The sequence below is a fragment of the Chromatiales bacterium 21-64-14 genome, from assembly GCA_002255365.1.
Taxonomy (GTDB): domain Bacteria; phylum Pseudomonadota; class Gammaproteobacteria; order 21-64-14; family 21-64-14; genus 21-64-14.
The window spans coordinates 32,683-57,050 of record NCBI01000013.1 but is presented as its reverse complement, the minus strand read 5'-3'; the positions used below and the strand labels follow the sequence as shown (position 1 = coordinate 57,050).

Below are 24,368 nucleotides of genomic sequence, written 5' to 3'. Positions count from 1 at the left end.
GGAACCGCCATGAAAGCGCTCCTTCGCCCGGCGCTCAGCCTGTTTCTGCTACTGACCATGCTCACCGGAGTGATCTATCCACTCGCCGTCACCGGCTTGGCCCAGGCGCTGTTCCCATGGCGTGCCGATGGCTCGATGCTGGCGGTGGACGGCCGTCTCGTAGGGTCCGCGTTGATCGGTCAGAACTTTACGTCGCCCGGCTATTTCTGGGCCCGGCCGTCTGCCACCTCACCTTACCCTGACAACGCACTTGCTTCCGGCAGTTCCAATCTCGGCCCCACGAACCCAGCGCTAATTGATGCCGTGAAGAGTCGCATTGCGGCATTGAATGCGGCCGACCCGAACAACCCGATGCCCATTCCGGTTGATCTGGTCACTGATTCAGCCAGCGGTCTGGACCCGGACATTTCGCTCGCGGCAGCAGAATATCAGGCGCCGCGGATAGCACGCGCGCGCCATCTTACCCTCGCGCAGGTGCACACCTTGATCGCCCGGGAGGCGCGGCATCCCTGGCTGCAGCTGTTCGGCACGCCCCGGGTCAATGTGCTGAAGCTCAATCTCGCTTTGGATAGATTAAAGGTAAGCCGCGTTGACTGACACCGACCAACGCCCTTCGCCGGACGCCCTGCTGGCCCAGGTTCAGCGGGAAGATGCCAAGGTCAGGCGCGGAAAATTGAAGATTTTCTTTGGCGCCTGCGCCGGCGTTGGTAAGACCTACAGCATGCTGTCGGCCGCCCGCCAACTGCTCGCGCAGGGGCACGACGTGGTAGTCGGTGTGGTCGAAACCCACAGCCGTAGCGAAACCGCGGCCTTGCTCGAAGGGTTGGAGGTGCTGCGCTTGCGGGAGGTGGCCTATCGGGGCAACACGTTGCTGGACTTCGACCTGGATGCCGCGTTGCAGCGCCATCCAGAAGTACTCCTCGTGGACGAGTTGGCTCACAGTAACGCGCCAGGCTCGCGTCGTTTAAAGCGTTGGCAGGACGTCGCGGAGCTGCTCGACGCCGGGATTGACGTCTACTCCACGCTCAATGTCCAGCACCTGGAAAGTCTCAACGACGTGGTCGGCAGCGTTACCGGCATACGCGTGCGGGAAACGGTACCGGACCGTGTTTTTGATCATGCTGAAGAAATTCTGTTGGTGGACCTGCCCCCGGACGATCTGATCGCCCGGCTCAAGCGTGGGCAGGTTTACCTAGCCGCGCAAGCCTCCTACGCCATCGAGAATTTCTTCCGAAAGGGCAATCTGATAGCCCTGCGAGAACTGGCACTGAGGCGTACTGCCGAGCGCGTAGACGAGCAGATGCAGGGCGTGCGCCGTACGGTCCTCCAAAGCCCGGTCTGGCAGACGGGCGACAGTGTCTTGGCCTGCATCGGCCCGGAGGACCTGGATGGGCGCGTGGTGCGAGTGGCAGCGCGCTTGGCGGCCCGCCGCCAGGCTGAATGGCATTGCGTCTATGTCGAGACAGCGCGCCTGGAACGTCTGCCGGCTGCCCGTCGTGAGGCGGTGCTGGCCACCCTGAAGCTGGCCGAGCAATTGGGAGCGGAAACAACTGTGTTGGCGGCCCAGGATGCTCCGGCCACGGTCATAGATTATGCACGACAGCATAATTTGGGCCGCATCGTGCTGGGACGTGGGCCTAACAGCGGCCGCTGGAGCTGGCAATCGTTCATGCGCCGGCTTGAGCAGCTCGCGAGTGACATTGATATTCTAACCGTGGCCCGGAAGCCTGCTTTCAATCCACCCCAACGGCAGGATGTTGCCCCAGGGCACGCAACCCACAGCCCGCTGCTTCACTACGCCTACGCCGTGGTAATGTGCGCGGCAGTGACCTTGCTGGCCACGCCGCTCCTGCTATTTTTCGACCGCGCCAACATCGTAATGCTGTTCCTGCTTGGCGTGGTGGTCATCGCATACCGCTTCGGTCGCGGCCCCTCGGTGCTGGCGGCGATGCTGAGTGTGCTGTCTTTCGATTTCTTTTTCGTTCCACCCCGTTTCAACTTTTCCGTCAGCGACGTACAATATTTGCTTACTTTCGCCGTCATGCTCATTGTTGGCCTCGTCATCGGCCATCTCACGGCCGGTCTGCGCTATGAGGCCCGCATGGCCCGTTACCGCGAAAGCCGGGCGCGCAACCTCTACGAGTTCGCGCGAGCGCTGTCCTCCGCCCTGACGGTAGAGCAGGTGATGGACATCAGCCGTCGCAGTTTACAATCCAGCTCCCAGGCCAGTACGCACATCATTTTGCCTGACGATGATGGAAAATTGCACGCAGGCACCGAAAGTTCCGACGACCTCGATCGGGGCGTAGCGCAATGGTGTTTCGATCACGGCGAGCCGGCCGGCGCGGGCACCAGCAGCCTACCGGGCCACCCGCACCAGTACCTTCCCCTCGTAGCGCCCATGCGTGTGCGCGGCGTGTTGGTGGTGAATCAAAACGCGCCCTCGAGGGGGTTTCTGCCGGAACAGCAGCGCCGGCTGGAAGCCTTCGCCGCGCTCATCGGTATCGCGCTCGAACGCATTCATTTCGTCACTGTGGCACGGGACACTCTCATTAAGATGGAATCGGACCGTCTACGCAATTCCCTGCTGGCTGCCCTCTCGCACGATCTGCGCACGCCGCTTACCGCTCTGATGGGCCTCGCCGAAACGCTGTCGTTCAGCATAGCCAATGGCACCACCGGGCAACGCGCCCAGGTCGAAGCCATCGGCCGCCAGGCCCGTTCCACATTCCGTATCGTTGATAATCTGCTGCAAATGGCCAGCCTGGAATCTGGTGAGGTCAAGCTGCGGCGCGACTGGCAGTCCATTGAGGAAATCGTCAGTTCTGCGCTGCGTGAGGTGGACAGCATACTCTGCAACCATCCAGTCACGGTGCACCTGCCGGCCGACCTACCCCTGGTGCGCTGCGACGCGCTGCCCATAGAACGGGTGTTGGTCAATCTGTTGGAAAATGCCACCAAGTACACTCCGGACGGCACGCATGTGGGAATCACGGCGCGCATCAATGACAAAATGTTGGAGGTGGAGGTTTGGGATGTGGGTCCTGGAATTTCGCCGGGCCACGAAGAGGCCATCTTCGAGCGCTTTGCCCGTGGCGACCGGGAAACGGCTATACCTGGTGTGGGGCTGGGGCTCGCCATCAGCCGGGCCATCGTGGAAGCCCATGGTGGGCGGATTCGCGCCGACAACCGCCCAGAGGGTGGCGCCCGTTTCCGCTTCACTCTGCCCCTGGAGCCGCTGCCCGCTGCGGTTGAGGAAGGAGAGTAGTCATCGACCACAAAGCCGGCATCCTGGTCGTAGAAGACGAATGGGAAATCCGGCGATTCGTGAAGCACGCTCTTGAGGGAGAAGGTTATCGCGTGTTCGAGGCCGACACCATGGCACGCGGTCTTATCGAAGCAAGTACCCACAAGCCTGAACTTATCATCCTTGATCTGGGGCTGCCCGACGGTGACGGTTTAGACCTCATCCGCAGTGTACGCGCCTGGAGCGGACTGTTCATCGTCGTCCTGTCCGCCCGCGTGGATGAGACCGACAAGGTGGAGGCGCTTGATCTCGGGGCCAACGACTATCTGGGCAAACCATTTGGCGTCACTGAACTGCTGGCCCGGGTGCGCGCCGCCCTGCGCCGCCAGCCGCAACTGAGCGGACCGGAGGCAAGGGTGGAGTTCGGCAATGTCAGCGTTGATCTGGTTGCCCGCCGTATCCTCAAGAGCGACGTAGAAGTCCATCTTACCCAGCGCGAATACCACCTGCTGCTCACACTGCTCGGTCATCCCGGGAGGGTGCTGACCCACCGCCAACTGCTACACGATGTGTGGGGGCCGTCCTATGTGGAGCACAGCCATTACCTGCGCATCTACATGGGCCACCTACGCCACAAGCTGGAAGACGACCCGACACGGCCGCGATTCTTTCTCACCGAGACGGGTGTGGGCTATCGTTTTTTACCCGATGGAAGCTAAACCGAGCGGTTTCGATAAGTGCGCAATGGTGGGGCGTTGCGAAGTGAGAGACTTGGCTTGATAATGTGGTACAAATAACTGGTACAACTTCGAAGTTACCGTTAAACATAACATATTGAATTATAGCTGTATTATATAAATAACGTAGAACCACGCTCTCCGCCAATTGTTTACAAGGCCTTGAAGGGCATGTAACCATTTAGCCCTTCAGTACTTATATGTATCCGACTGGTACGCCGTGGAGGTACGCCGTGGATTTCGGATATTGGCCTGCAAAATCACCGAAGACGTGCGTACGCCATCGCCGAATTATGGGCAGGCAACCAGGGAAAAGTAGTTCAACCCCATCGTTCGGCAGGATGTGATTGCTTATAGCGACCACCTTATCGCGTGCGGGCGGGATCCAGATGGGTCGGCGTGGGCGGTAATCCCACCGCTTGCCGTGCTCTGATGCCGCGCGCGTTCTCGTGTAGTGTAATAAGTGACAGATACAGATTTTGTGCGGTGCTAAGCTTTTTGAGCGCGTTGCCAACAGGATGTCACCGATCGGCGCGCTGCAAGCGCACTTTTGGATGACAGCCAGGCGCAATTTTGATGCTATGTTCATGGCGGCTTGTTGGGCCGCGCCGGCAAGGGGCTACGCTGATGAATCGTGGGCGCGGACTGGTAGGAATCCCACGGGTGGGTACTGCGGCTATCTGGGGAAGACAGGATTAATCGATTAAAGAAGAATTCGTAATCGTTTGTGACGTTCGGTCTGTCCGACTGGAATTCATCGGATGCCCCCAACGAGGCCACGCCACCGGTACCCGGACGTACCGCCGCGCAGGGTAGATGCCCGTGCGTATCGCTATCGTAAGCAACCGGTTCGCCCCGCACATCGGCGGTATAGAGACGCAGGTCGCGTTGCTGGCGGGAGAGTTGACCCACCGTGGACATAACGTCACTGTCCTCACCCGCCGGTACGAGCGCAGCCTATCGGCACGCGAAATCCGCAACCGAATCCGCGTGGAGCGCTTCCGCCCCTACGGCCAGGGCGTGTTAAGCAAATGGCTGCTCAATCTCAGCACCTTCTGGCGCATCGTTTCACGCCGTCCGGGTTTCGACTGTGTCTTGGTCACCCAGTTTTCGGCGACTGCGCTAGGGCCGGCGCTCGCCAACGCTATACGCGGCACGCCGTTGATCCTGGTTACGGCCGAGGCGGGTGAGTTTAGCGGGGCGATATCCAGTCGCAGCCTCGGGCGGATCCCCGGCCCGCTGCGTTTCCTGCTGCGCCGCGTTCTCCACGGGGTGCGGCATTGGGCTTATCACCGTGCCCGCTTCGTCGTCGCTATCTCCACGGCGCTTGCGCGCGAGGCCGAGGCCGATGGTTTCCCGGCGCGTTGCGTAGTTCAAATCCCCAATGCCCTGGATACGGATCGTTTTCGTCCCGTGAGTCCAGACGAAAAGCTTGCGCTGCGCGCGGCGCTCGGGATCCCGTCCGATGCACAAGTCGTCGCCAACGTCGGCCGGTTGGTGCAGGGCAAGGGCCTTCCAACGCTCGTTGATGCGTGGTCGCGCCTAGCGCGGCGACACGCCTGTGCACTATTGATCATTATCGGCGCGGGTGCCGGACCGACTTCGCCTTTGGATATGGAAGCGCGCATACGGGAGACGGTGCGCGAGGCCGGCATTGAGGAACACGTCCGGCTGCTCGGCCCGCGTTTGGACGTGGAGCGCTATCTGCAGGCCAGCGATGTTTTCGTGTTTCCCTCAGAAGCCGAGGGATTCGGCATTGCGCTGGTCGAAGCCATGTCCTGCGCGCTGCCGGTCCTGTGTGGGCGCATCCCAGGCGCTGCTTCGGACTTGGTGACCGAAGGAGAGCATGGTTTAAAGTTCGAAACTGGTGACGCGGCTTCGCTCGCCTCGCAGATCGAAACACTCCTCGACAGTGGAGCAGACCGTCAGCGCCTGGGTGGCGCCGCCCGCAAGGTGGTGGAGAGCCGTCTGGGCGTCGGTACCGTCACTGACGGATACGAGCGGCTCATTCGCGCGGCAGTTGCCCGCCAAACAACCGCGTGGGTGGAAGGGGGGGTGGACGAGACTCCCCCGGCCTAGTGCCGCGTGGCGGATATGGCGTGCAACGTGTGCGGTCGGCGCTCCTGTGCGTGCCGCAGTGGTTCCCTTTCAAGTCGTCTGCGTAGTTGGCGGTGGCCAAGAGTCGGCCGGTACGGATCCCCATCCGGCGAGCTGCAGTGCCGCCGGCACCGACCGTGCACACAGGCGGCGCGTGGTCTGCTATCCTCCTTCGCAAGTCGTAGTCTCCGGTACGGATCTAGTCCGGATACGGGTCGGACCGGGCGCGATTTGGCGGCCGCCACGCTGTTGGCCGCTGGCCTCGTTACGTACATGCTTCACTGACCAGCGGAGGTCGTCTCAAGGTGCCTATCAGCGTTCTTAACGTGCCGCGCCTCTGTTCTGCAACCGACCGCCAGCCGGATGTACGTCGCGTCGTCGCTGAACTTCCGAGGCATCCGTGAAGCGGCTCGCTAATGCCACTTGGCTCACCGCGACTCGGATGTCTGCGGATGGTTTGAGCTTTGTCCTGTTTGTCGTGATCTCGCGCCACTTCGGCCCCGCCGGGACCGGGCAGTACGCACTCGGCTTTGCCAGCGCGGGCCTCATCTACATGTGCTGTTACCTGGGTCTCGCCGACTACGGGATTAGGGAATCTGCGCAGGCGCTGGCACAGGGCCGCCAGCCCACGCTATCCGGTCTGCTCGCAGCGCAGTTAACCGTAATTGCCGTAGTCGTGCTCGGACTGGTTATCTTCGTGCTGGCGGCACACCTTTCAGCCGCAACCACGGTTGTGATCGTCCTGCTCTCTTCCTATCAGGTGGGGCTTGCATTGGCGCGTACCCTGTTTGTGTCCGCCTTCGCACGCGAGGCCATGGCAGCGCCTGCGCTAGCCGAGCTGGCGTGCCGCGGCGCCGCGATTCTAGCGGCTCTGGCGATGATCGTGCGCCACCATGCGTCTCTCGCGACCGCGCTGCTTGCCTACCCAGCTGCCGGGATCGTGTTGGTGCTGGTTGCTTCCGTGTCCGCTGTGCGACATGGTGATTTTCGTCGTTGGTGCGGGTGTTTGCGGGAGGTCTGGCCCACCATCCAGGCCGCGTGGCCGTTCGGCGTTTCGGAAATCATTTTTCAGCTCTACACCCGGGTCGATCTGGTGATGTTGTCGATTCTCGTCGGCGCGACGGCGACTGGGCTCTACGCGTCCGTTATGAAGTTTGTAGAGGTAGGTGTCACCCCGCTGGTATTCGTCGGTATGGCGGCATTTCCGGGACTCAGCAGTCATTACGGCAGCAGTGACGGCGATTTTCGTAGCGCCGCGCACGAGCTGTTCCGCGTCACGCTGATGCTGGGCGGGTTGTTGGCGTGGGCGCTGTATTACGTGGTCCCAGGTTTGTTTGTGCCGCTGCTGGGGCATCGTTTCGCCAGTGTCGGACCCCTGGTGCAGGTCACCGCGCTCCTGGCCCTGCTCTATGCCGTGGAGATCGCTGCGGTGCGCGTGCTGTTGGCCGCACGCCGGCAGCTCGGCAGATTAAAGCTGCAAATTATTGGCACGGCATTCAAGCTGGCCGCGAATCTTGCGCTGATTCCGCTCTTCGGTCTGATGGGAGCGCTCGCCGCATCAATCGCTTCGCTCGCACTGATCGGCGTACTTTACGGCGTGGCGCTCTGGACGGATGTGCGTTCAACGCCACTTCGGCACAGCGTGCGCGCCTTCTTGGCGGCGCTTGCGGCCTTGATCGTTGTCGGCGCGGCGGCGCGTCTGCTCGCGATATCAGACTGGGGTGGCGGCGCGGCGGCACTCGGTGCCTACCTGCTCGTTGCGGGTGCGGGTGGGTTGATGTCGCTTCCGCCGCGTCGCGGCACCGTGCGGCCTTAGCTTCCGTGAACGACGCACGCGCCTTGCAGACCGCGCTGCGCGAGGATCGCCGGCGGCACGCTCAGGGACTGACGTTGAGCCGTAGCCCGCTGGGGGCTGGAGGAGGCCCCGCAGGAGCCGCCAGCGGTACGAGCTGGAAAGTGCCGCTGATGGTGTTCCATGCATCGTACGGCGCGAGGCCGGAGAACACCATCTCGAAGCCCGTGCCGTTCGCGCTCATCCATTTTTGTGTCAGGCCGAAGCCGAACTTGGGGACTGAATCGATCCAACTGCTGTAGTAGGCCACCGTAGTCCATGGGCCCCAAGGATTGGGTGCATCGAACATGCCCCAGCCGCTGCCTGAACCGTGTGCCATGGTTAGCAGATAGCGCTTGATGCCGGGATCATAGGTGACGCGTACGCCGAAGGTCACTCCATTTGGATCGGTGAATGCTGGCTTGTATTGGGTTATATCGGATGACCAGATTGGGTTTCCGCTGGAATCCAGTCCTGCGAAAAACTGGTACGCACTGCGGTTCATGATCTGATTCGCCGGCACGCGCGCCAGCACTATGGAAGTCTCCACCGCGCTGGCGGAGTCGTCGTTGTAGGCATAGACGTAGCTGTCAGGCGAGCCTGCGTAGTCCTGGCCGTAGGTCAGAAACGCCAAGCCGTTAAACGGGCGTGTCCAGTCCCAGCCCGTGCAGGCCCAGGTCTTCGCATAGTCGGTCGACTGACAAACTTTTCCATAAGTCCATGTGTCCTGTTGCGTAACCGACATGTAGAGGACATGGTTGATGGCTATCAGGCCGCCGGATTTGCCGTCGAAGGTGGCGGGCACTGCCGCCTGATATCCGCCAAACACGTTTGTTCCCTGCCAGCTGGTGGCGCCGCCGCTGATGCGTGCGACACCGAGCGAGACGCGCCCCAGGGTGTTGCTTCCGCCGAAGCCTCCGCCGTCGCCCCAGGAAGCATAGAGATTGCCATCGTCCGCCCAGGTCATCGGCCACAGGTCGCTCCCCTGCGCGGCGTGCTGGAGGCTGGAGTAGTCCCAGGTGATCCCGCTTATGACCGGGCTCGGCGGGTAGGGGGCGGTCGCTGCAAAGCCTGTCGTGAGCCAGGTGAGCAGTATCGTCAGGCTTAGCGGGCGCGCGGTTGTTCTGATCAGCCGATTCGCCATATCACGTTCCTCTGGATTGTGGTGATCCTGCCGCGCGCAAGCCGCGTGGGACGGGAGATTGTACCAACACGCCCCAGATGTACACACCCGCTGCGGCGGCGGGGTGGTGACGGCAGGCGATTAGCATAATAATGCGGCACGGGACGTGACGAAGTTGAGCGCTGATTCACAGAATCACGAGACTATACCGGCTGCCGGGCTCATGACCGGGCATTCGGGCGGCAACGGACATCGTGTAGCGGCGGTATGCCGCGCAAACGCCACGTACGGAGAAAGCCGTACTTAGTTGAAAACGTGCTATTCACAGTCATGTGCGTCGTTTCCGAAGCCGATGGTCTACCATAGTAGGGCATATCCGTGCCCGCGTGGCTTCCGCGTGCCATCTGCGGGGCCAGGTACGCCCTAGCCGGATCGGTGCGCAAGGTGGACCCTAGCCAGCATACCGGATGCCCTCGTTGCTTGCGCGCCGGACGTCGCCAGGATGCACTTGCGGCCGGGAACAGGGCGCGGATTTATGTTTTCCAGGTGATCTGGCAGTCGCGTGGGGACCGATGGGGCATGCTCACCCGGTTGGGGAATGTTTGCGGAAGCAAGATTCAGGGCGGACCTAAACGCACTTGGTCTATGACGATTTCGGGAGTGGTTGCGTGTTGCGAACGGAGAGTCACGGGTTGAGACCGGCATGACACCATGGGTTTTGCTCGATAGCACGCAGGTGCCTGGCAACGGTGGGGTACTGCGCCTGTACCAGCGGGGTGACGAATTCTCCATCACCATCGTTGGCCAGGGGGAACTGATGAACAGCCGGGTGCACGGCTCCGAAGACGCGCTGGCGGAGCATACCTGTACCCGGCTTGCGGGTGGATTGGAACCGCGGCTGCTTATCGGTGGCTTGGGCATGGGTTTCACTTTGGCTGCGGCGCTGCGGCACGTAGGGGAGCGGGCCGAGGTGTGGGTGGCGGAGTTGGTGCCGGCGGTGGTGGCTTGGAATCGGGGCCCGATCGGGGCGGTTGCGGGTCATCCACTTCAGGATCCTCGAGTGCGCGTGCGCGAGGCGGATGTGGCGCGTATTCTGACGGTCGAGCAGCAGGCCTACGATGCCATTCTGCTGGACGTGGATAACGGGCCGGAGGGGCTCACCCGGAAAGAGAACGACTGGCTCTATGGCGTAGACGGGTTGAACGCGGCCTACGCGGCGTTGCGTCCTCGGGGCGTGCTGGCGGTTTGGTCGGCGGGTCCGGATGCGGATTTTCTGCAACGGCTGCGCAAGGTCGGGTTCGCGGTGGATGAGGTGCGTGTGCGTGCCCATGGGTCGAAGGGGGCACGGCACACCCTGTGGTTCGCCCGGCGTGACGTCTAGTACGGGAACCCAGAGGGATCGGATCGGATCCCGTCTTCCACCCCGCTCTTGGGTTTCCGGGGCGCCTCGGGTCGCAGGCACGCGGCGGATATGCGAGAATATGTGGCTCGCACGATCCGTGTCCTCTGCGGTACCCCTATCCCGTACCCGGTTTTTGCGTAGACCGCCCGGCACGCCGGCCCCAGGGCCAAGCCTGGTGCTTTTTTAACCTATTGATTATGGAAGAAGTACCTTGATCACTACCGCTAATATCACGATGCAATTCGGGCCCAAGCCGTTGTTCGAGAACATCTCGGTCAAATTCGGTGACGGCAATCGGTATGGCTTGATCGGCGCCAACGGCTGCGGCAAGTCCACCCTGATGAAGATTCTGGGCGGCGATCTGGAGCCGACCTCGGGCAATGTCAGCGTCGATGCCAATGAACGCGTGGGCAAGCTGCAGCAGGATCAGTTCGCCTTCGAATCATATACGGTGCTGGATACCGTGATCATGGGGCATGCCGAACTCTGGCGGGTGAAGGAGGAGCGCGAACGCATCTATGCGCTTCCGGAGATGAGCGAAGCAGAGGGCATGCGGGTCGCCGATTTGGAGGTGCGTTTCGCCGAGTTGGACGGCTATACCGCCGAGGCGCGTGCCGGCGAACTGCTACTGGGGTTGGACATTCCGCTGGAACAGCATGCCGGTCCTATGAGTGCGGTCGCGCCGGGCTGGAAGCTGCGCGTGTTGCTGGCGCAGGCGTTGTTCGCGGATCCGGACATCATGTTGCTCGACGAGCCCACCAATAATCTGGATATCACCACCATCCGCTGGCTGGAAGGCGTTCTGAACGCGCGCAACAGCACTATGGTGATCATCTCCCATGACCGGCATTTTTTGAACAGCGTGTGCACCCACATGGCCGATCTGGACTATGGCGAATTGCGGGTTTATCCCGGAAATTACGACGACTACATGATCGCCTCGACCCAGGCGCGCGAGCGTTTGTATGCCGACAACGCCAAGAAGAAGGCACAGATTTCCGATCTGCAATCCTTCGTCAGCCGCTTCTCCGCGAACGCATCCAAGGCCAAGCAGGCGACCTCGCGCGCCAAGCAGATCGAAAAGATCAAGCTTGACGAGATCAAACCGTCCAGCCGGGTGAGTCCGTACATCCGCTTCGAGCAGACCAAGAAACTCTACCGCCGAGCGCTGGAGGTGACTGGCCTGAGCAAGGGGTATGGCGGGACGCCGTTGTTCAGCAAGCTCGATCTGACCGTAGAGGTGGGTGAGCGCATCGCGGTTATCGGGCCAAACGGCATCGGCAAGAGCACGTTGCTGCGGACACTGGTCGGGGAGTTGGCGCCCGACAAGGGTACGATAAAGTGGTCCGAGAATTCGGACATCGGCTATTTTGCCCAGGACCACGCCGCCGATTTCGTCGAGCCCATGCGCTTGTTCGACTGGATGAACCAGTGGGGGAAGCCCGGCGACGACGAACAGGTGATCCGCGCCACGCTCGGCCGCTTGCTGTTTTCCTCGGACGAGACCAATAAGTCGGTCAAGGTGCTGTCCGGTGGCGAGCAGGGCCGCATGTTGTTCGGCAAGCTCATACTGCAGCGACCGAACATTCTGTTCATGGACGAGCCTACCAACCACTTGGATATGGAGTCCATCGAGTCACTCAATACCGCCCTGGAGCATTATCCGGGGACGCTGATCTTCGTGAGCCACGACCGCGAGTTCGTGTCCTCGCTTGCGACCCGCATCATTGAGCTGACGCCGAACGGCGTGGCCAATTTCAGCGGCAGCTACGACGAGTATCTGCACAGCCAGGGCGTCGAGGTGGTGGGCAAGACCGGCACCTGAACGGGAAGTGCTGGGCGGGGTGCCGTCAGATGGAATACGGTCGTCTATGCGGCCTGCGCAGCTGAGCGGAACATTCCATTGCGAATTCCATAAATCATGGATGAGCGGCGAATTAGTGGCCTTGCCGGCAAAATGAAACGCCACTTGGCGAATTCGGCAATACGAGCACTGTGTGCGTTCGCACTCGTCGTTGTTTTAGGGGTGAGCGCTGACGCGGCTACGACGACCGTGTTGCCCTTGACAGTAGGGCATCCGGATGTTCCGCTGGGCGGTAGAACGGATCGCTTTGACTACGAGAGCGTGGATCCGCAGCGTCGTTTACGGGTTATAGCGCACCTTGGATCTGGCCTGGTTACCGTATTCAATATTTGTTGGGTAGTGGCTACGTTGAGTTTGACGCGCATTCTGTCGTGGTTGATCCGGAAAGTCATAGGGCATACTTCCCTCTGGAGAATGTTGATGGCGTGGATGTCTTGCGCGTTATGGCCCCTTCGGGGAGGTAATAGCTGAGGGTTAGGCCAATGTTTCGCTGGATCAACATCCCGTGTCTGTTGCTGCTCTTCGTGCTTGAGCCCGTAGCGCACGCGCAGCCGATCCCTGATCCGTGTGGCGGCCGCGCGGCGCTGCTCGCACTACTGGATCGCCCTACGGTCGGCGACAGTGCCTGCGCGGTACCGGAGGGACGCGTGGTCGTGGAGGCGGGCGGCCAGTACCTTGGCCTACGGGGCGGCGGGACCGGGTACAATCTCCCGGAGTTGGAACTGCGCTTAGGCCTACCGGGGCGTAACGAATTAGTCCTGTTGCCGCCGAACGGGAATCGGCAGTCAGCGCCCGGGGTTCCGGCGGCGAGTGGGTTCGGGCCCACAGTGGTCGGAATCAAGCATGAATTCTCTTATACGGCGCACTGGCTCGGCGCGGTCGAAGGCCTGCTAACCGCGCCTTCCGGAAGCCGCAATTTCGGCAGCGGCGGTACCGGGGCCGCCATCAATGGGATTGTGGCCTACAGCCCTACGCCGAGCACCAGTGTGTCGCTTATGCTCGGCGCCACGTCTCAAACGCTCGGTACTGCGTCGGGAGGGGGGCGTTACACCAGCATCAATCCGGATTTTGTGGCGACCTGGGCGCCCACCGGGCGGCTGCAGCTCTACGCGGAGACCTACGGCCAGACGCAGACCGGCCCCGGCGCAGGGTCGGGTTGGGATGCCGACGGTGGGGTACAATACCTGCTGACCGACACGTTCGAGGTCGATCTCGAAGGCGGGGCCCGCCTGAGTGGAAACCTGGGTGGTTTCGATCGCTACGTCGGGGCCGGCTTCGGACTTGAGTTCCCCTGAACCGGCGGTGCTGTAGGCCGTCAGGTGCGCACCGCCCAGCCCAACGGCATCCCTCCCTCGCCAGTGGCACGGGGTTCTGCCGTACACCGCGCACGCGCCGGCAAAGTGTTCGAGCTTATGTGGTCCGCCGGCCCTGGGACTGATTCCGGACAGGGTGTTGTCCCGGGACACAATTTCCCGCAGCCCACGGGCTGCCCGGCCGGGGTGTCCGACGGTCCGCTGCCAACTGCGGTTGACGGATTCGTGGGTACGCCGGATGATTCGCAGAGCAGGCGCTGGATGAGGCGCCAGGGCCTGCTCCCCGGGCTGGGGTGCGTTGAGTGACTGGGTGCGGTGGTGCTTGCGCCCGGTGGGGTGGACCTGGAAACGGCAAGGGATTCGCGGTGCCCATCATCGGCGGTGATCTGAAAATCCGTTCCTTCCTGATGCCCAACAGCGGCTTGCGCGGGCAGATGAAGCATGAGAGCTTCGCGTACAATCCGGCCGACCGGCGGCTCTACTGTGGGTCGGGCGATTATTTCTATCCTCCGATCCAATCGTCCTATCAGCGTGCGGCCTGGTCCACGGCCATCGACGGGGCATTCGATTGGCGCGAGGAGGTGGGGACTTGTCCGCCGACTCCCGATGCCCCCTGGAATCGCGGTCGCTGCCAGGCGGCCTTCGTCATCGACCAGGAGCGGAACGTGGCCTGGCTCGCCGGGGGCAACTACGTGGGGATGAACAACTTCAACGGGTGCGGCGTGCCCGCGGACAAGCTGAACAGCGCGTTCGTCATGGGCTTGGATCTAGAACACCCACGCTGGTTTATCCCGAAGCAGTCTCCCGCGGTGCCCGAAAAGCTGGTGGGCTCGGGGATCGAGAAGATGTTCAAGTATGGGTGCTGGGATGAGGCGCGCAAGCGGATCGTGAGCATCTCTGGCCATAATACGATGGTGGAGTGGCATCGCGACACGGGCCAGTGGGACGTGGTGGAGACCCCGCGGGTTGGCTTCCTGTGGCAGCGGGGCGATTTTTGCCGCGCGGGCCGCCTGCTGTACATGATCGACGAGGTAGGGGGGCACCTCAGCGGTGGCAGGCCCGGCCTGATGGCCTTCGATCTGGGGCGCAACCGGACCGAGTTCGTGGATACGCTGCCGGTGCCGCCGCGCCCCCATGGCAGTTATGAAGTGACCAACATCGTCTACTGGGAGGCCCGCGATACGCTGGTCTACTATCGCTCCTTCGAGAAGAACGTGGTCTACTTCCGGCCGTTCTCCAGCGGGAAGTGGGAGCGCCACACGCTGATACCGCCGGAGCCCGAATCCCCGATTCTGACCCGAAACCTGCTGGTGGCAGGGGACGCCTTGATTTTCTACGGGCGTAATGACATCCCGTGGGGGGATCCGCGGTTTTTTGATTATCACTACTGGGTCATCCATTAGTGGAGCCGCGAGGCCAGCCGCCCGCGCATCGTGAGCCCTGCCGGTACGGAATCTACAACGGTGTCCGGGCCGCCCGGGGTTTGTTGAAATGGATTGCCGGTGTCGGGGACGCTTCCGCGCGCACCTCACGCCGCCAGGAACCTGTCCGAATCGCCCGTACGTAGCGACGCGCGGGGAAAATCGAGGACCGATTTGACACCGCCGCAGTAGCGTCATAATGACTCCACAGGCTCCCAGACCGATCCCCGCGCAGACGAGGAGCGACAAGACGATGACCGGATTCCCACGTCGCGGACGCCGCAGGCTCTGGTACCTGCTGCTTTGCCTGCCTTATGTCGGTGTGCTCTGGGTGCCGTTTTACAATTTCATAAACCCGCAACTCGCTGGAATTCCGTTTTTCTATTGGTACCAATTCCTGTGGATCGGGATCAGTGCGTTGCTGACCTGGGTGGTCTACCGGCGCACGGAGTAGCGGCTTGGTCCACGGCGCCGCCGGGACGGTTGCGGGTCTGCGGCGTCCAGAAAAAATAACAACACAGCTGGGGGATGCACGTGAATTGGATCGCATTTAGCGTCTTCGCCGCCCTGTTTATATTCGTGACCCTGCTGGGGTTTGTGGCCGCCCGCTGGCGGCGCGGCGATCTCGACCAGCTCGACGAGTGGGGCTTGGCCGGACGGCGCTTCGGTACCGTCGTCACTTGGTTCCTGCTGGGTGGGGACCTCTATACAGCTTATACCTTCATCGCGGTTCCGGCCCTGGTGTTCGGCGCGGGGGCCATCGGGTTCTTCGCGTTGCCCTATACCATTGTCGTGTACCCGCTGGTGCTGGTGGTGTTTCCGCGGCTCTGGTCAGTGGCTCATCGGCACGGATACGTGACGGCCGCGGACTTCGTGCAGGGGCGCTACGATAGCCACGTGCTGGCGCTCCTGGTAGCCATCACCGGCATATTGGCCACCATGCCCTACATCGCACTGCAGCTCGTCGGTATCGAGGTCGTGATTGCCGCCATGGGCCTGGGTGGAAAGGGGCTCATCGGGGATCTGCCCCTGATTGTCGCCTTTGGTATTCTGGCGGCCTACACCTATACCAGTGGCCTGCGCGCCCCCGCCATCATTGCCGTGGTCAAGGATGCGCTGATCTTCATCACCGTGATCGCGGCGGTGATCATCATCCCCAGCCAACTCGGCGGTTATGCACATATCTTCGCGTCTGTGTCCGCTGAGAAGCTGATCCTGCCAGTGCCACCGCACGGTAGCTGGGGATCCTATAGCGCCTACGCGAGCCTGGCCTTGGGCTCTGCCCTGACGCTCTTTCTCTATCCACATTCAGTCACCGGGGTGCTGAGTGCCAGCAGCCGGCGTGCGATCCGGCGCAACGCGGCACTGCTGCCCGCGTACACTGTTCTATTGGGGTTGATCGCCCTGCTGGGTTACATGGCAGTGGTCTCGGGGGTGGACCGGATGCCGGAGTTTGTGCCGTACTTCAAGCAATACGGCGCTAACTTCGCGGTGCCCGCGCTGTTTTTGCACGCGTTCCCGGCTTGGTTCGTGGGCCTAGCCTTCGCGGCTATCGCCATCGGGGCCCTGGTACCCGCCGCCATCATGTCCATCGCCGCCGCCAATCTCTTCACTCGCAACGTCTACCGGCCGTATCTACGGCCGAACTGCACCGCGTTGCAGGAATGCACGATGGCCAAGCGGGTCTCGTTGGTCGTCAAGGTCGGGGCATTGGCATTTGTGTTGTTCTTGCCCCTGAAGTACGCCATTCAGCTCCAGCTCCTGGGCGGGATCTGGATCATCCAGACCTTGCCGGCGATCATGATCGGGCTCTATACCCGCTGGCTGCACCGCTGGGCCCTGGTGCTGGGTTGGGCGGCCGGCATGGTGTCGGGTACCCTGATGGTCGCCGCGCTGCACTTCAAGGGCACGGTCTATCCTTTGCATTTCGCCGGGATCACGGCGCCCGGTTATGCGGCGGTCTATGCGCTGATCGTCAACCTCGTGGTCGCGGTACTCGCTACGCCGCTGTTGGGCGTTCTCGGCATATCCCGCGGCACGGACCGGACTGTCAGGCCAGCGGCGGCGTGATCCGCTGCACATCGGCCAGTCGGCAGTGCGGTTCCCGGGCAAGGTGCCACCGGTGCCCGAGTTTCAGGGCCGCAGGCGGGCGTGGGCTAGGACGTGTTCCGCGCCATGACGAGTAGAGTACTCGCACGCATCCGCTCGGATGCTGGGCGCGGATCCGCCGGGCGGGCTCATCCGCGACGCTGTGTCTGCCGCGCGCCTTGCCGGACTTGGGCGGCTATGCTATCGTATGATCCAAGCCTATGTTATTAAAAGTACTTTCAGATTGCCCTCGGATTTTTACCATCCCGCTCTCCGGGGATGAGCGTAGGAAGGTTCTGCGGCGATCTGTGTTGAACCCCTGCCCCGACGGCGCGTTCAAGGACCCGGTTGGCGCAACGCTATAATCTTCGAAGACCGTGCCGCGGCCCGGCGGGTGCCGACGCACGCGTGAACGTGTCACGCCCCGAATCCGCCCTGCACTCAGAGCCTATACGCGTCCATGACTCGCCAACCATTGTCTGATTCCCTGGCCCCGGATCTGCTGGCGCGGATTCCCCCGGGTACGGTCCTGTGCGTGGTGGGCGCACGGCCGAATTTCATGAAGATCGCACCCATCATGAGTGCCCTTTCCGAGGAACTCCCGGCGGTACCCGCCTGCCTAGTGCATACCGGACAGCATTACGACGCTGGCATGAAGGAGGCGTTTTTTGTTCAGCTCGGCATCCCCGAGCCGGACGTGGACCTCGGCGTCGGTTCCGGTAGTCACGCGGTGCAGACCGCTGAGGTGATGCGCCGTTTTGAACCGGTGGTGGACGCACTACGGCCGGCGGCGGTACTCGTGGTGGGCGATGTGAACTCCACCATCGCGTGTGGACTGGTGGCGGCCAAGAAGCAGATCCCCGTGGTGCATGTGGAGGCCGGGTTGCGCAGCTTCGACCGCGCGATGCCGGAGGAGGTCAACCGGGTGTTGACCGACCAGATTTCGGATCTGCTGTTTATCACCGAGGCGTCCGCCCGGGAGAATTTGATCCGGGAAGGTATCGATCCGCAGCGCGTGCATTTCGTCGGCAATGTGATGATCGACACCCTGCGTCGGCACCTGGAACGCGCGGTTCCGGCGGCCGAGACCCTGAAGGGATGGCCGCCGGCCGCGGTTCCGCGCGGCGGCCGTGTGGACTTTGCGGTGGTAACTCTGCACCGTCCGTCCAACGTGGACGACCCGCGGGTGCTGGAGGCCTTGTTGCGTGCGCTGGCGGAACTCAGCGGCGCGATCCCTCTGGTCTTTCCCGTCCACCCGCGTACCGAGCGGGTGATCCGCGAGCACGGATTGGCCCCGGTACTGGAGCAGGCAGCCAATGTGCTGATGCTGCCGCCCCTGGGTTACCTGGAGATGTTGGGCCTCATGGCGGGTGCGCGGATGGTGCTGACTGATTCCGGTGGCATGCAGGAGGAGACCACGGCACTGGGAGTGCCCTGCGTCACACTCCGGGAAAACACCGAGCGGCCGATCACCGTGGATCAGGGGACGAACACGGTGGTGGGCACGGATCCGCACAAGATCCTTGCGGTGGCCCGCGATATCCTGAATACGGGTGGCAAGGGGGGGCGTGTGCCGGAACTCTGGGACGGACACGCGGCACGCCGGATACGCCATATCCTGGCCGACTGGCTGGAGTCGAGGCGCCACCGGTAATCGGTGTCGGGGCCGCGATGCGGCGTAGCCACCACTCCCGGACCGCCGGGCGCGGCGCGGCGGTGACATAAGAATCATGGTAATGGATTCCAATGGGGTGCAGATACGGGAATTCACCGCGGCGGATGCGGGCTGCTGGGACGCGTACGTCAGCGCCCACCCCGACGGGACCTTCTTTCATCTTTCCGGTTGGAAGACGGTGCTCGAGCGGGCGTTTGGCCATGGGACGCATTTTTTCCTGGCGGAGCAGGACGGCGCGGTACGTGGTGTACTACCCCTGGGGCGGATTCGCAGCTGGCTGTTCGGTGACGCGCTGATCTCCACGCCGTTCTGCGTGTACGGCGGGCCGCTGGCGGACGACGATGCGGTGCGGCGCCGGTTGGAGGATGCCGCCTGCACGCTGGCTGAGCGCCTCCGGGTGGATTACCTGGAGCTGCGCAACCTCCAGCGCCGGCGTACGGACTGGCCTTGCAAGGAACTCTACGTGACCTTCCGTAAGGCGATCGATCCGGACCCGGAAGTCAACATGGCGGCGGTACCCAGGAAGCAGCGCGCCATGATCCGCAAGGGGATCAAGGCCGGCGTGGAAGGCCGCATCGATCCGGGTATCGGCACCTTCTTCTCGGTCTACTCCGAGAGTGTGCGCAATCTGGGGACCCCGGTGTTTCCCAAGCGCTACTTCCAGGTGCTGCGCGAGGTCTTCGGTGCGGCCTGCGAAGTGCTCACCGTCGTGCGTGGTGAGCAAGCAGTGGGCAGCGTGATGAGTTTTTATTTCCGCGATGAGGTGATTCCATACTACGGCGGCGGATCCAGCGGTGCGCGCGACGTGGCCGGAAACGATTTCATGTACTGGGATCTGATGTGCCGCGCCACTGAGCGCGGCGTGCGGATGTTTGATTTCGGCCGCAGTAAACTCGACGTCGGCTCCTTCCGGTTTAAAAAACACTGGGGCTTCGAGCCCCAACCCCTGTATTATGAATACCACCTGGTCAAGGCCGATCGGGTGCCTGACGTCAATCCGCTCAATCCCCGTTATCGCCTTTTTATCGAGGGCTGGAAGCGGCTGCCTCTGGGCGTAAGCCGTCTCCTCGGACCGCTGCTCGCACGCAGTCTCGGATGACATGGACGAACTCCTCTTTCTGGTGCACCGGATCCCGTATCCGCCGAACAAGGGAGACAAGGTCCGATCCTTTCACATTTTGAAGGCCCTGGCGGACCGCTACCGGGTGCGCCTTGGTGCCTTCGTCGACGATCCGGACGACTGGCGTCACGCCGAGAAGGTTCGGGAATACTGCGCCGAGGTCCGGCTGATCGGCCTGCATCCGAAGCGCGCGCGCCTGCGCAGCGTGCGCGGATTTCTTACCGGCCGGCCGCTGACACTGCCGTATTTCTTCGATCGCAGGATGCGGTCGTGGGTGGATCAGGTGCTGCGCGAGCACGATATTCGGCGGATCCTGGTATATTCCTCGGCGATGGCGCAATACGTTCTGTCCACGCCGGTTTGCGCCGCAGCGCGACGGGTGCTGGATTTCGTGGACGTGGATTCGGATAAATGGCGTCAATACAGTGCCCGGCTGACCGGGCCTATGCGTCTGGTGTACCGCCGAGAGGCACGCCGTCTGCTGATCTATGAGCAAACCATCGCGGGTGTGTTCGATGCCAGCGTGCTGGTGAGCGCGGCGGAGGCGGCGCTGTTTCGCAAGCTCGCGCCGCGGGCGGCGGCACGGGTAGTTCACATCAACAACGGGGTGGATACCCGGTTCTTCTCCCCTGATGGGGGATACTCCGACCCCTATGGCGCGGGTGGGCGGGTGGTGGTGTTCACCGGGGCGATGGATTACTGGGCAAACGTGGACGCGGTGTGCTGGTTTGTTGCAGAGGTATTCCCGCGGATCCGTGTCAGGGTCCCCGATGCCCGCTTCTATATAGTCGGGGCTCGGCCTGATGACGCGGTGCGGCGCCTGGTGGACCGGGCGGGGGTCTTTGTGACGGGGAGCGTCGAGGACATACGGCCCTACTTGGCCCACGCCGCGGTCGCGGTCGCGCCGCTGCGCATCGCGCGGGGCGTGCAAAACAAGGTGCTGGAGGCGATGGCCATGGCGAAGCCGGTGGTGGCCTCACCCCAGGCGCTGGACGGACTGGAGCTGGGCGATCCGGCGCCCCTGGTGGCGACGGATCCCGGCACCTGGGTGACGCAGGTGGAGCCGTTCCTGCTCGGGTGTGCGAACGCCGGTCTCGGCGCGGGCCTGCGCGCATGGGTGCGCGCGCGATATGACTGGGACGCCAATGTGCGGCGATTCCAGGATCTCCTGGAGGGTGTGGCGCCAGCGGGTGATGGTGGGAAGGCTACACCATGACCGGAGGCGCTGCGCGACCGGGCGAAGGCCGGCCGGGTGGGTCTTCGGCTTCTGCGGTACGCCGCACACGGGACGGAGGCGCAACGCCGTTGATCGCCCATGTCATCCATCACTTGGACGTGGGGGGCATGGAGAATGGCTTGGTGAATCTGGTCAACACCCTGCCGCGGGAGCGCTACCGCCACGTGATCATCTGCATGACCGAGTACACGGATTTCGCCGCACGCATCCGCCACGCGGACATCGATGTGCATGCCCTGCATAAACGGGAGGGCAAGGATTTTTCGGTCTACCTGCGCCTGTGGCGATTGCTGAAGGCGCTGCGGCCGGACATCGTCCATACCCGGAATCTCGCCACCGTTGAGGGGATGCTACCCGCGGCCCTGGCCGGCGTCCCGGGGCGCGTGCACGGGGAGCATGGGCGCGATGTCCACGATCTGGACGGAACCCGACGCCGCTACCAGTGGTTGCGGCGCGCCTACCGGCCGCTGATCCAGCATTACATCGCACTCTCGGCGGACCTGGAGGCGTACTTGCGCGCGCGGGTGGGGGTCCCGGCGCGCAAGATCACGCGCATCTATAACGGTGTGGACACCGTGCGATTCCATCCGCCCGCGGGAACCCGGGACCCGCTGCCACCGGACGGTTTCGCGCCCCCCGGCACCATGGTGATCGGAAGCGTCGGGCGCATGCGGGCGGTGAAGGATCCACTCAATCTGGTGCGCGCGTTCCTGCTGCTGCTGGAACGCCGCGCGGACGCCCGGGAGCGGTTGCGGCTGGTCCTGGTGGGGGACGGCCCGTTGCGCGAACCAGCCGTAGCACTGTTGCGTGCGGCCGATGCCCACGGGCTGGCGTGGGTTCCGGGGGCGTGTGACAACGTGCCCGAACTGCTTAGGGCCATGGATGTCTTCGTGCTGCCGTCCCTGGTGGAGGGCATCTCAAACACGATCCTCGAGGCCATGGCCTGTGGTCGTCCGGTGGTGGCGACCCGGGTTGGGGGAAATCCCGAGCTGGTGGGCGAGGGTGAGACCGGATACCTGGTGCCACGGTCGGATCCGCATGCATTGGCGGGCGCCATCGAACGCTACCTGGACGAACCGGCTCTGATGCTTCGCCACGGGGCGGCGGGCCGCGCCCGGGTGGAGGCGGCGTTCAGCCTGGAGACCATGGTGGCTTGCTACTTGGCGGTCTATGACCAGTTGTGGAACCAGCAGAATGCCTCCGGCACGTAATGGGCGTGAAACGACGTAATAGGCGCCCCGCGCGACCGGTGCGCGGGATACCAGAACGGACGAAGTAGGGGCAGACCATGTGTGGAATCGCCGGGATGTTTTCCCTGCGCTCGGAAGCGCCGGTAGACGAGGCGCTGCTGATCCGGATGCGCGACGTGTTGATACGGCGCGGGCCGGACGAGGGGGGATTGCATCGGGAACCCGGATTGGGGCTGGCGCACCGCCGCCTGTCGATCATTGATCTGGCGAGCGGCCAACAGCCGCTGTTCAACGAAGACGGTTCGGTGGTGGTGGTCTTCAACGGGGAGATCTACAACTTCCAGGAACTGGCCCGTGAACTGGCGGCAGCCGGTCATCGCTTCCGGACCCACTGCGACACGGAGGTTATCGTTCACGCCTGGGAGGAGTGGGGGGATGCGTGCGTGCGTCGCTTCCGGGGCATGTTTGCCTTCGCGCTTTGGGATCGTAATCGCCGCACACTGTTCCTGGCCCGGGATCGGCTCGGGATCAAGCCGCTCTACTACGGGTTGCTGGACGACGGCACGCTGCTGTTCGGCTCGGAACTGAAGGCGCTGATGCAGCATCCGAAGCTGCCGGGCGCGATGGACCCCCACGCGATCGAGGACTACTTCGCCTACGGGTATGTTCCAGAGCCGCGCACGATCCTGCGCAACGTCTGGAAACTGCCGCCGGGCCACACCCTGACGGTGGCCCGGGGCGGGAAGCTTCCGGCGCCGGTAGGGTACTGGGACGTGCCGTTCCGGTCCGTGGGCGCGCGCGATCCGCAGGCGGCGGCCGCGGAGCTGATCGAGCGATTCCGCGATGCGGTGCGCGTGCGGTTGATCGCGGAGGTCCCGCTGGGCGCGTTCCTCTCCGGTGGCGTGGACTCCAGTGCGGTGGTCGCCATGATGGCGGGCCTGTCGGCGGACCCGGTGAACACCTGTTCCATCGGGTTTCCCGATCCGCGCTTCGACGAATCGGAACACGCGGCCCGGGTCGCTGAACGTTACCAGACCCGGCACCGCCTGGAGGTCGTGAACCCTGACGACTTCGGCCTGGTGGATCAACTGGTCGCGCTCTATGACGAGCCCTACGCAGACAGTTCGGCGATGCCTACCTACCGGGTCTGCGAACTGGCGCGCCGTCAGGTGACCGTTGCGCTTTCCGGGGATGGGGGCGACGAATTGTTCGCGGGATACCGGCGCTATCGCGGACATCTGCTGGAGGAGCGGATGCGCTCGGCGGTGCCGCTGGGTGTGCGCCGTCCCGTGTTCGGCCTGCTGGCCGCGCTCTACCCCAAGGCCGATTGGGCGCCACGCATGTTCCGCGCCAAGGCGACCTTTCAGGCGCTGGCCCGGGATTCTGTAGAGGGCTATTTCCACGGCGTCTCGATCCTGAAGGACGGTATGCGCCAGCGCCTGTTCAGCCCCGAATTCCGGCGCGAGCTGCAGGGCTACGGTGCCATTGAGGTGATGCGTGCGCACGACCGCAACGCCCCTGACCATCCGTTGTCGCGTATCCAGTACCTGGATTTCAAGACCTATCTGCCGGGGGACATCCTGACCAAGGTGGACCGCGCGAGCATGGCCCATTCCCTGGAAGTGCGGGTGCCGATCCTCGACCACCTGCTGGTGGAGTGGGCGTCCGGGTTGCCACCGGAGTGGATGGTGCAGGGAGGGGCGGGCAAGCATCTGTTTAAGACCGCCCTGGAACCCTATCTAGACCCGGATATCCTCTACCGGCGCAAGATGGGCTTTGCGGTGCCCCTCGACAGCTGGTTCCGCGGGCCGCTGCGTGAGCGCGTGGAACATGCGGTGCTGGGGCCGGCTCTGGCGGATTCGGGGTTGTTCGATACCCAGTATCTACGCGCGTTGGTGGAACAGCACCAGAGCGGGCGCCGGGATCACAGTGCGGCGCTCTGGTCGCTGCTGATGTTTGAGGGGTTTCTGCGGACGCTGGATCGTCCCGGCGGGTTCCCTGCGGCGCGAGCCGGCTGAGGGGT

General features: G+C 63.1%; 18 protein-coding genes. 17 read left to right on the top strand and 1 reads right to left on the bottom strand.

Translation table 11 applies throughout. The features are described 5' to 3' along the window. Positions 1 to 9 precede the first annotated feature (9 nt). The 5 genes from B7Z66_08105 to B7Z66_08085 all read left to right on the top strand — a co-directional run bounded on the left by B7Z66_08105 (position 10) and on the right by B7Z66_08085 (position 7,897). On the top strand, positions 10 to 597 hold the full coding sequence (locus B7Z66_08105) for a potassium-transporting ATPase subunit C (protein ID OYV76622.1): 588 nt from the start codon (positions 10 to 12) through the stop codon (positions 595 to 597). Beyond that, a complete protein-coding gene (locus B7Z66_08100; protein ID OYV76621.1) occupies positions 590 to 3,268 on the top strand; it encodes a two-component system sensor histidine kinase KdbD in 2,679 nt (892 codons plus the stop codon). The genes B7Z66_08105 and B7Z66_08100 overlap by 8 nt, the downstream gene beginning before the upstream one ends. A gap of 23 nt (positions 3,269 to 3,291) precedes the next feature. After that, entirely contained in the window at positions 3,292 to 3,966 is a 675-nt protein-coding gene (locus tag B7Z66_08095) for a two-component system response regulator KdpE (protein ID OYV76620.1), read from the top strand. Positions 3,967 to 4,800: 834 nt separating this feature from the next. Beyond that, positions 4,801 to 6,063: a hypothetical protein gene (locus tag B7Z66_08090; protein OYV76619.1), complete on the top strand. Its 1,263-nt coding sequence runs from the start codon at positions 4,801 to 4,803 to the stop codon at positions 6,061 to 6,063. A gap of 460 nt (positions 6,064 to 6,523) precedes the next feature. Further along, entirely contained in the window at positions 6,524 to 7,897 is a 1,374-nt protein-coding gene (locus B7Z66_08085; GenBank protein OYV76618.1) for a hypothetical protein, read from the top strand. Positions 7,898 to 7,958: 61 nt separating this feature from the next. Here B7Z66_08085 and B7Z66_08080 read toward each other — a convergent pair whose 3' ends face one another. Beyond that, positions 7,959 to 9,056, bottom strand: coding sequence for a hypothetical protein (locus B7Z66_08080; protein OYV76617.1), 1,098 nt, complete (start codon positions 9,054 to 9,056; stop codon positions 7,959 to 7,961). 682 nt (positions 9,057 to 9,738) lie between these two features. Between B7Z66_08080 and B7Z66_08075 the strand changes: the two genes are divergently transcribed. From B7Z66_08075 to B7Z66_08020, 12 genes are all read left to right on the top strand, one after another. Continuing rightward, complete coding sequence (locus B7Z66_08075; protein ID OYV76616.1) at positions 9,739 to 10,416, top strand: hypothetical protein; 678 nt, start codon at positions 9,739 to 9,741, stop codon at positions 10,414 to 10,416. A gap of 232 nt (positions 10,417 to 10,648) precedes the next feature. After that, complete coding sequence (locus B7Z66_08070; GenBank protein ID OYV76615.1) at positions 10,649 to 12,262, top strand: ABC-F family ATPase; 1,614 nt, start codon at positions 10,649 to 10,651, stop codon at positions 12,260 to 12,262. Between the two features lie 96 nt (positions 12,263 to 12,358). Further along, complete coding sequence (locus tag B7Z66_08065) at positions 12,359 to 12,772, top strand: hypothetical protein (protein ID OYV76614.1); 414 nt, start codon at positions 12,359 to 12,361, stop codon at positions 12,770 to 12,772. 11 nt (positions 12,773 to 12,783) lie between these two features. Continuing rightward, positions 12,784 to 13,596 (top strand): hypothetical protein, encoded by an 813-nt coding sequence (locus B7Z66_08060; GenBank protein ID OYV76613.1) that lies wholly within the window; start codon positions 12,784 to 12,786, stop codon positions 13,594 to 13,596. A 383-nt stretch (positions 13,597 to 13,979) separates the two neighbouring features. After that, a complete protein-coding gene (locus tag B7Z66_08055) occupies positions 13,980 to 15,017 on the top strand; it encodes a hypothetical protein (GenBank protein OYV76612.1) in 1,038 nt (345 codons plus the stop codon). Positions 15,018 to 15,288: 271 nt separating this feature from the next. Beyond that, positions 15,289 to 15,489 (top strand): hypothetical protein, encoded by a 201-nt coding sequence (locus B7Z66_08050; protein OYV76611.1) that lies wholly within the window; start codon positions 15,289 to 15,291, stop codon positions 15,487 to 15,489. Positions 15,490 to 15,569: 80 nt separating this feature from the next. Beyond that, a complete protein-coding gene (locus tag B7Z66_08045) occupies positions 15,570 to 17,105 on the top strand; it encodes a sodium:solute symporter (GenBank protein ID OYV76631.1) in 1,536 nt (511 codons plus the stop codon). Between the two features lie 478 nt (positions 17,106 to 17,583). Continuing rightward, complete coding sequence (locus tag B7Z66_08040; protein OYV76610.1) at positions 17,584 to 18,777, top strand: UDP-N-acetylglucosamine 2-epimerase (non-hydrolyzing); 1,194 nt, start codon at positions 17,584 to 17,586, stop codon at positions 18,775 to 18,777. Between the two features lie 76 nt (positions 18,778 to 18,853). Beyond that, on the top strand, positions 18,854 to 19,897 hold the full coding sequence (locus B7Z66_08035) for a peptidoglycan bridge formation protein FemAB (GenBank protein OYV76609.1): 1,044 nt from the start codon (positions 18,854 to 18,856) through the stop codon (positions 19,895 to 19,897). A 1-nt stretch (position 19,898) separates the two neighbouring features. After that, positions 19,899 to 21,134 (top strand): sugar transferase, encoded by a 1,236-nt coding sequence (locus tag B7Z66_08030; protein OYV76608.1) that lies wholly within the window; start codon positions 19,899 to 19,901, stop codon positions 21,132 to 21,134. After that, positions 21,131 to 22,366 carry a sugar transferase gene (locus B7Z66_08025; protein OYV76607.1) on the top strand — a complete coding sequence of 412 codons (1,236 nt, stop codon included), beginning with the start codon at positions 21,131 to 21,133 and terminating at the stop codon, positions 22,364 to 22,366. Before B7Z66_08030 ends, B7Z66_08025 begins: the two co-directional genes overlap by 4 nt. Positions 22,367 to 22,443: 77 nt before the next feature. Then, positions 22,444 to 24,363, top strand: coding sequence for an asparagine synthetase B (locus B7Z66_08020; protein OYV76606.1), 1,920 nt, complete (start codon positions 22,444 to 22,446; stop codon positions 24,361 to 24,363). Positions 24,364 to 24,368: the final 5 nt, after the last annotated feature.

Excerpts from the sequence above, each read along its gene's own strand:
- B7Z66_08080 (OYV76617.1), bottom strand. The coding sequence starts at position 9,056 with ATGGCGAATCGGCTGATCAGAACAACCGCGCGCCCGCTAAGCCTGACG.
- B7Z66_08020 (OYV76606.1), top strand. The coding sequence starts at position 22,444 with ATGTGTGGAATCGCCGGGATGTTTTCCCTGCGCTCGGAAGCGCCGGTA.
- B7Z66_08035 (OYV76609.1), top strand. The coding sequence starts at position 18,854 with ATGGTAATGGATTCCAATGGGGTGCAGATACGGGAATTCACCGCGGCG.
- B7Z66_08075 (OYV76616.1), top strand. The coding sequence starts at position 9,739 with ATGACACCATGGGTTTTGCTCGATAGCACGCAGGTGCCTGGCAACGGT.
- B7Z66_08085 (OYV76618.1), top strand. The coding sequence starts at position 6,524 with ATGTCTGCGGATGGTTTGAGCTTTGTCCTGTTTGTCGTGATCTCGCGC.
- B7Z66_08105 (OYV76622.1), top strand. The coding sequence starts at position 10 with ATGAAAGCGCTCCTTCGCCCGGCGCTCAGCCTGTTTCTGCTACTGACC.
- B7Z66_08065 (OYV76614.1), top strand. The coding sequence starts at position 12,359 with ATGGATGAGCGGCGAATTAGTGGCCTTGCCGGCAAAATGAAACGCCAC.
- B7Z66_08040 (OYV76610.1), top strand. The coding sequence starts at position 17,584 with ATGACTCGCCAACCATTGTCTGATTCCCTGGCCCCGGATCTGCTGGCG.
- B7Z66_08030 (OYV76608.1), top strand. The coding sequence starts at position 19,899 with ATGGACGAACTCCTCTTTCTGGTGCACCGGATCCCGTATCCGCCGAAC.
- B7Z66_08050 (OYV76611.1), top strand. The coding sequence starts at position 15,289 with ATGACCGGATTCCCACGTCGCGGACGCCGCAGGCTCTGGTACCTGCTG.
- B7Z66_08060 (OYV76613.1), top strand. The coding sequence starts at position 12,784 with ATGTTTCGCTGGATCAACATCCCGTGTCTGTTGCTGCTCTTCGTGCTT.
- B7Z66_08090 (OYV76619.1), top strand. The coding sequence starts at position 4,801 with ATGCCCGTGCGTATCGCTATCGTAAGCAACCGGTTCGCCCCGCACATC.
- B7Z66_08025 (OYV76607.1), top strand. The coding sequence starts at position 21,131 with ATGACCGGAGGCGCTGCGCGACCGGGCGAAGGCCGGCCGGGTGGGTCT.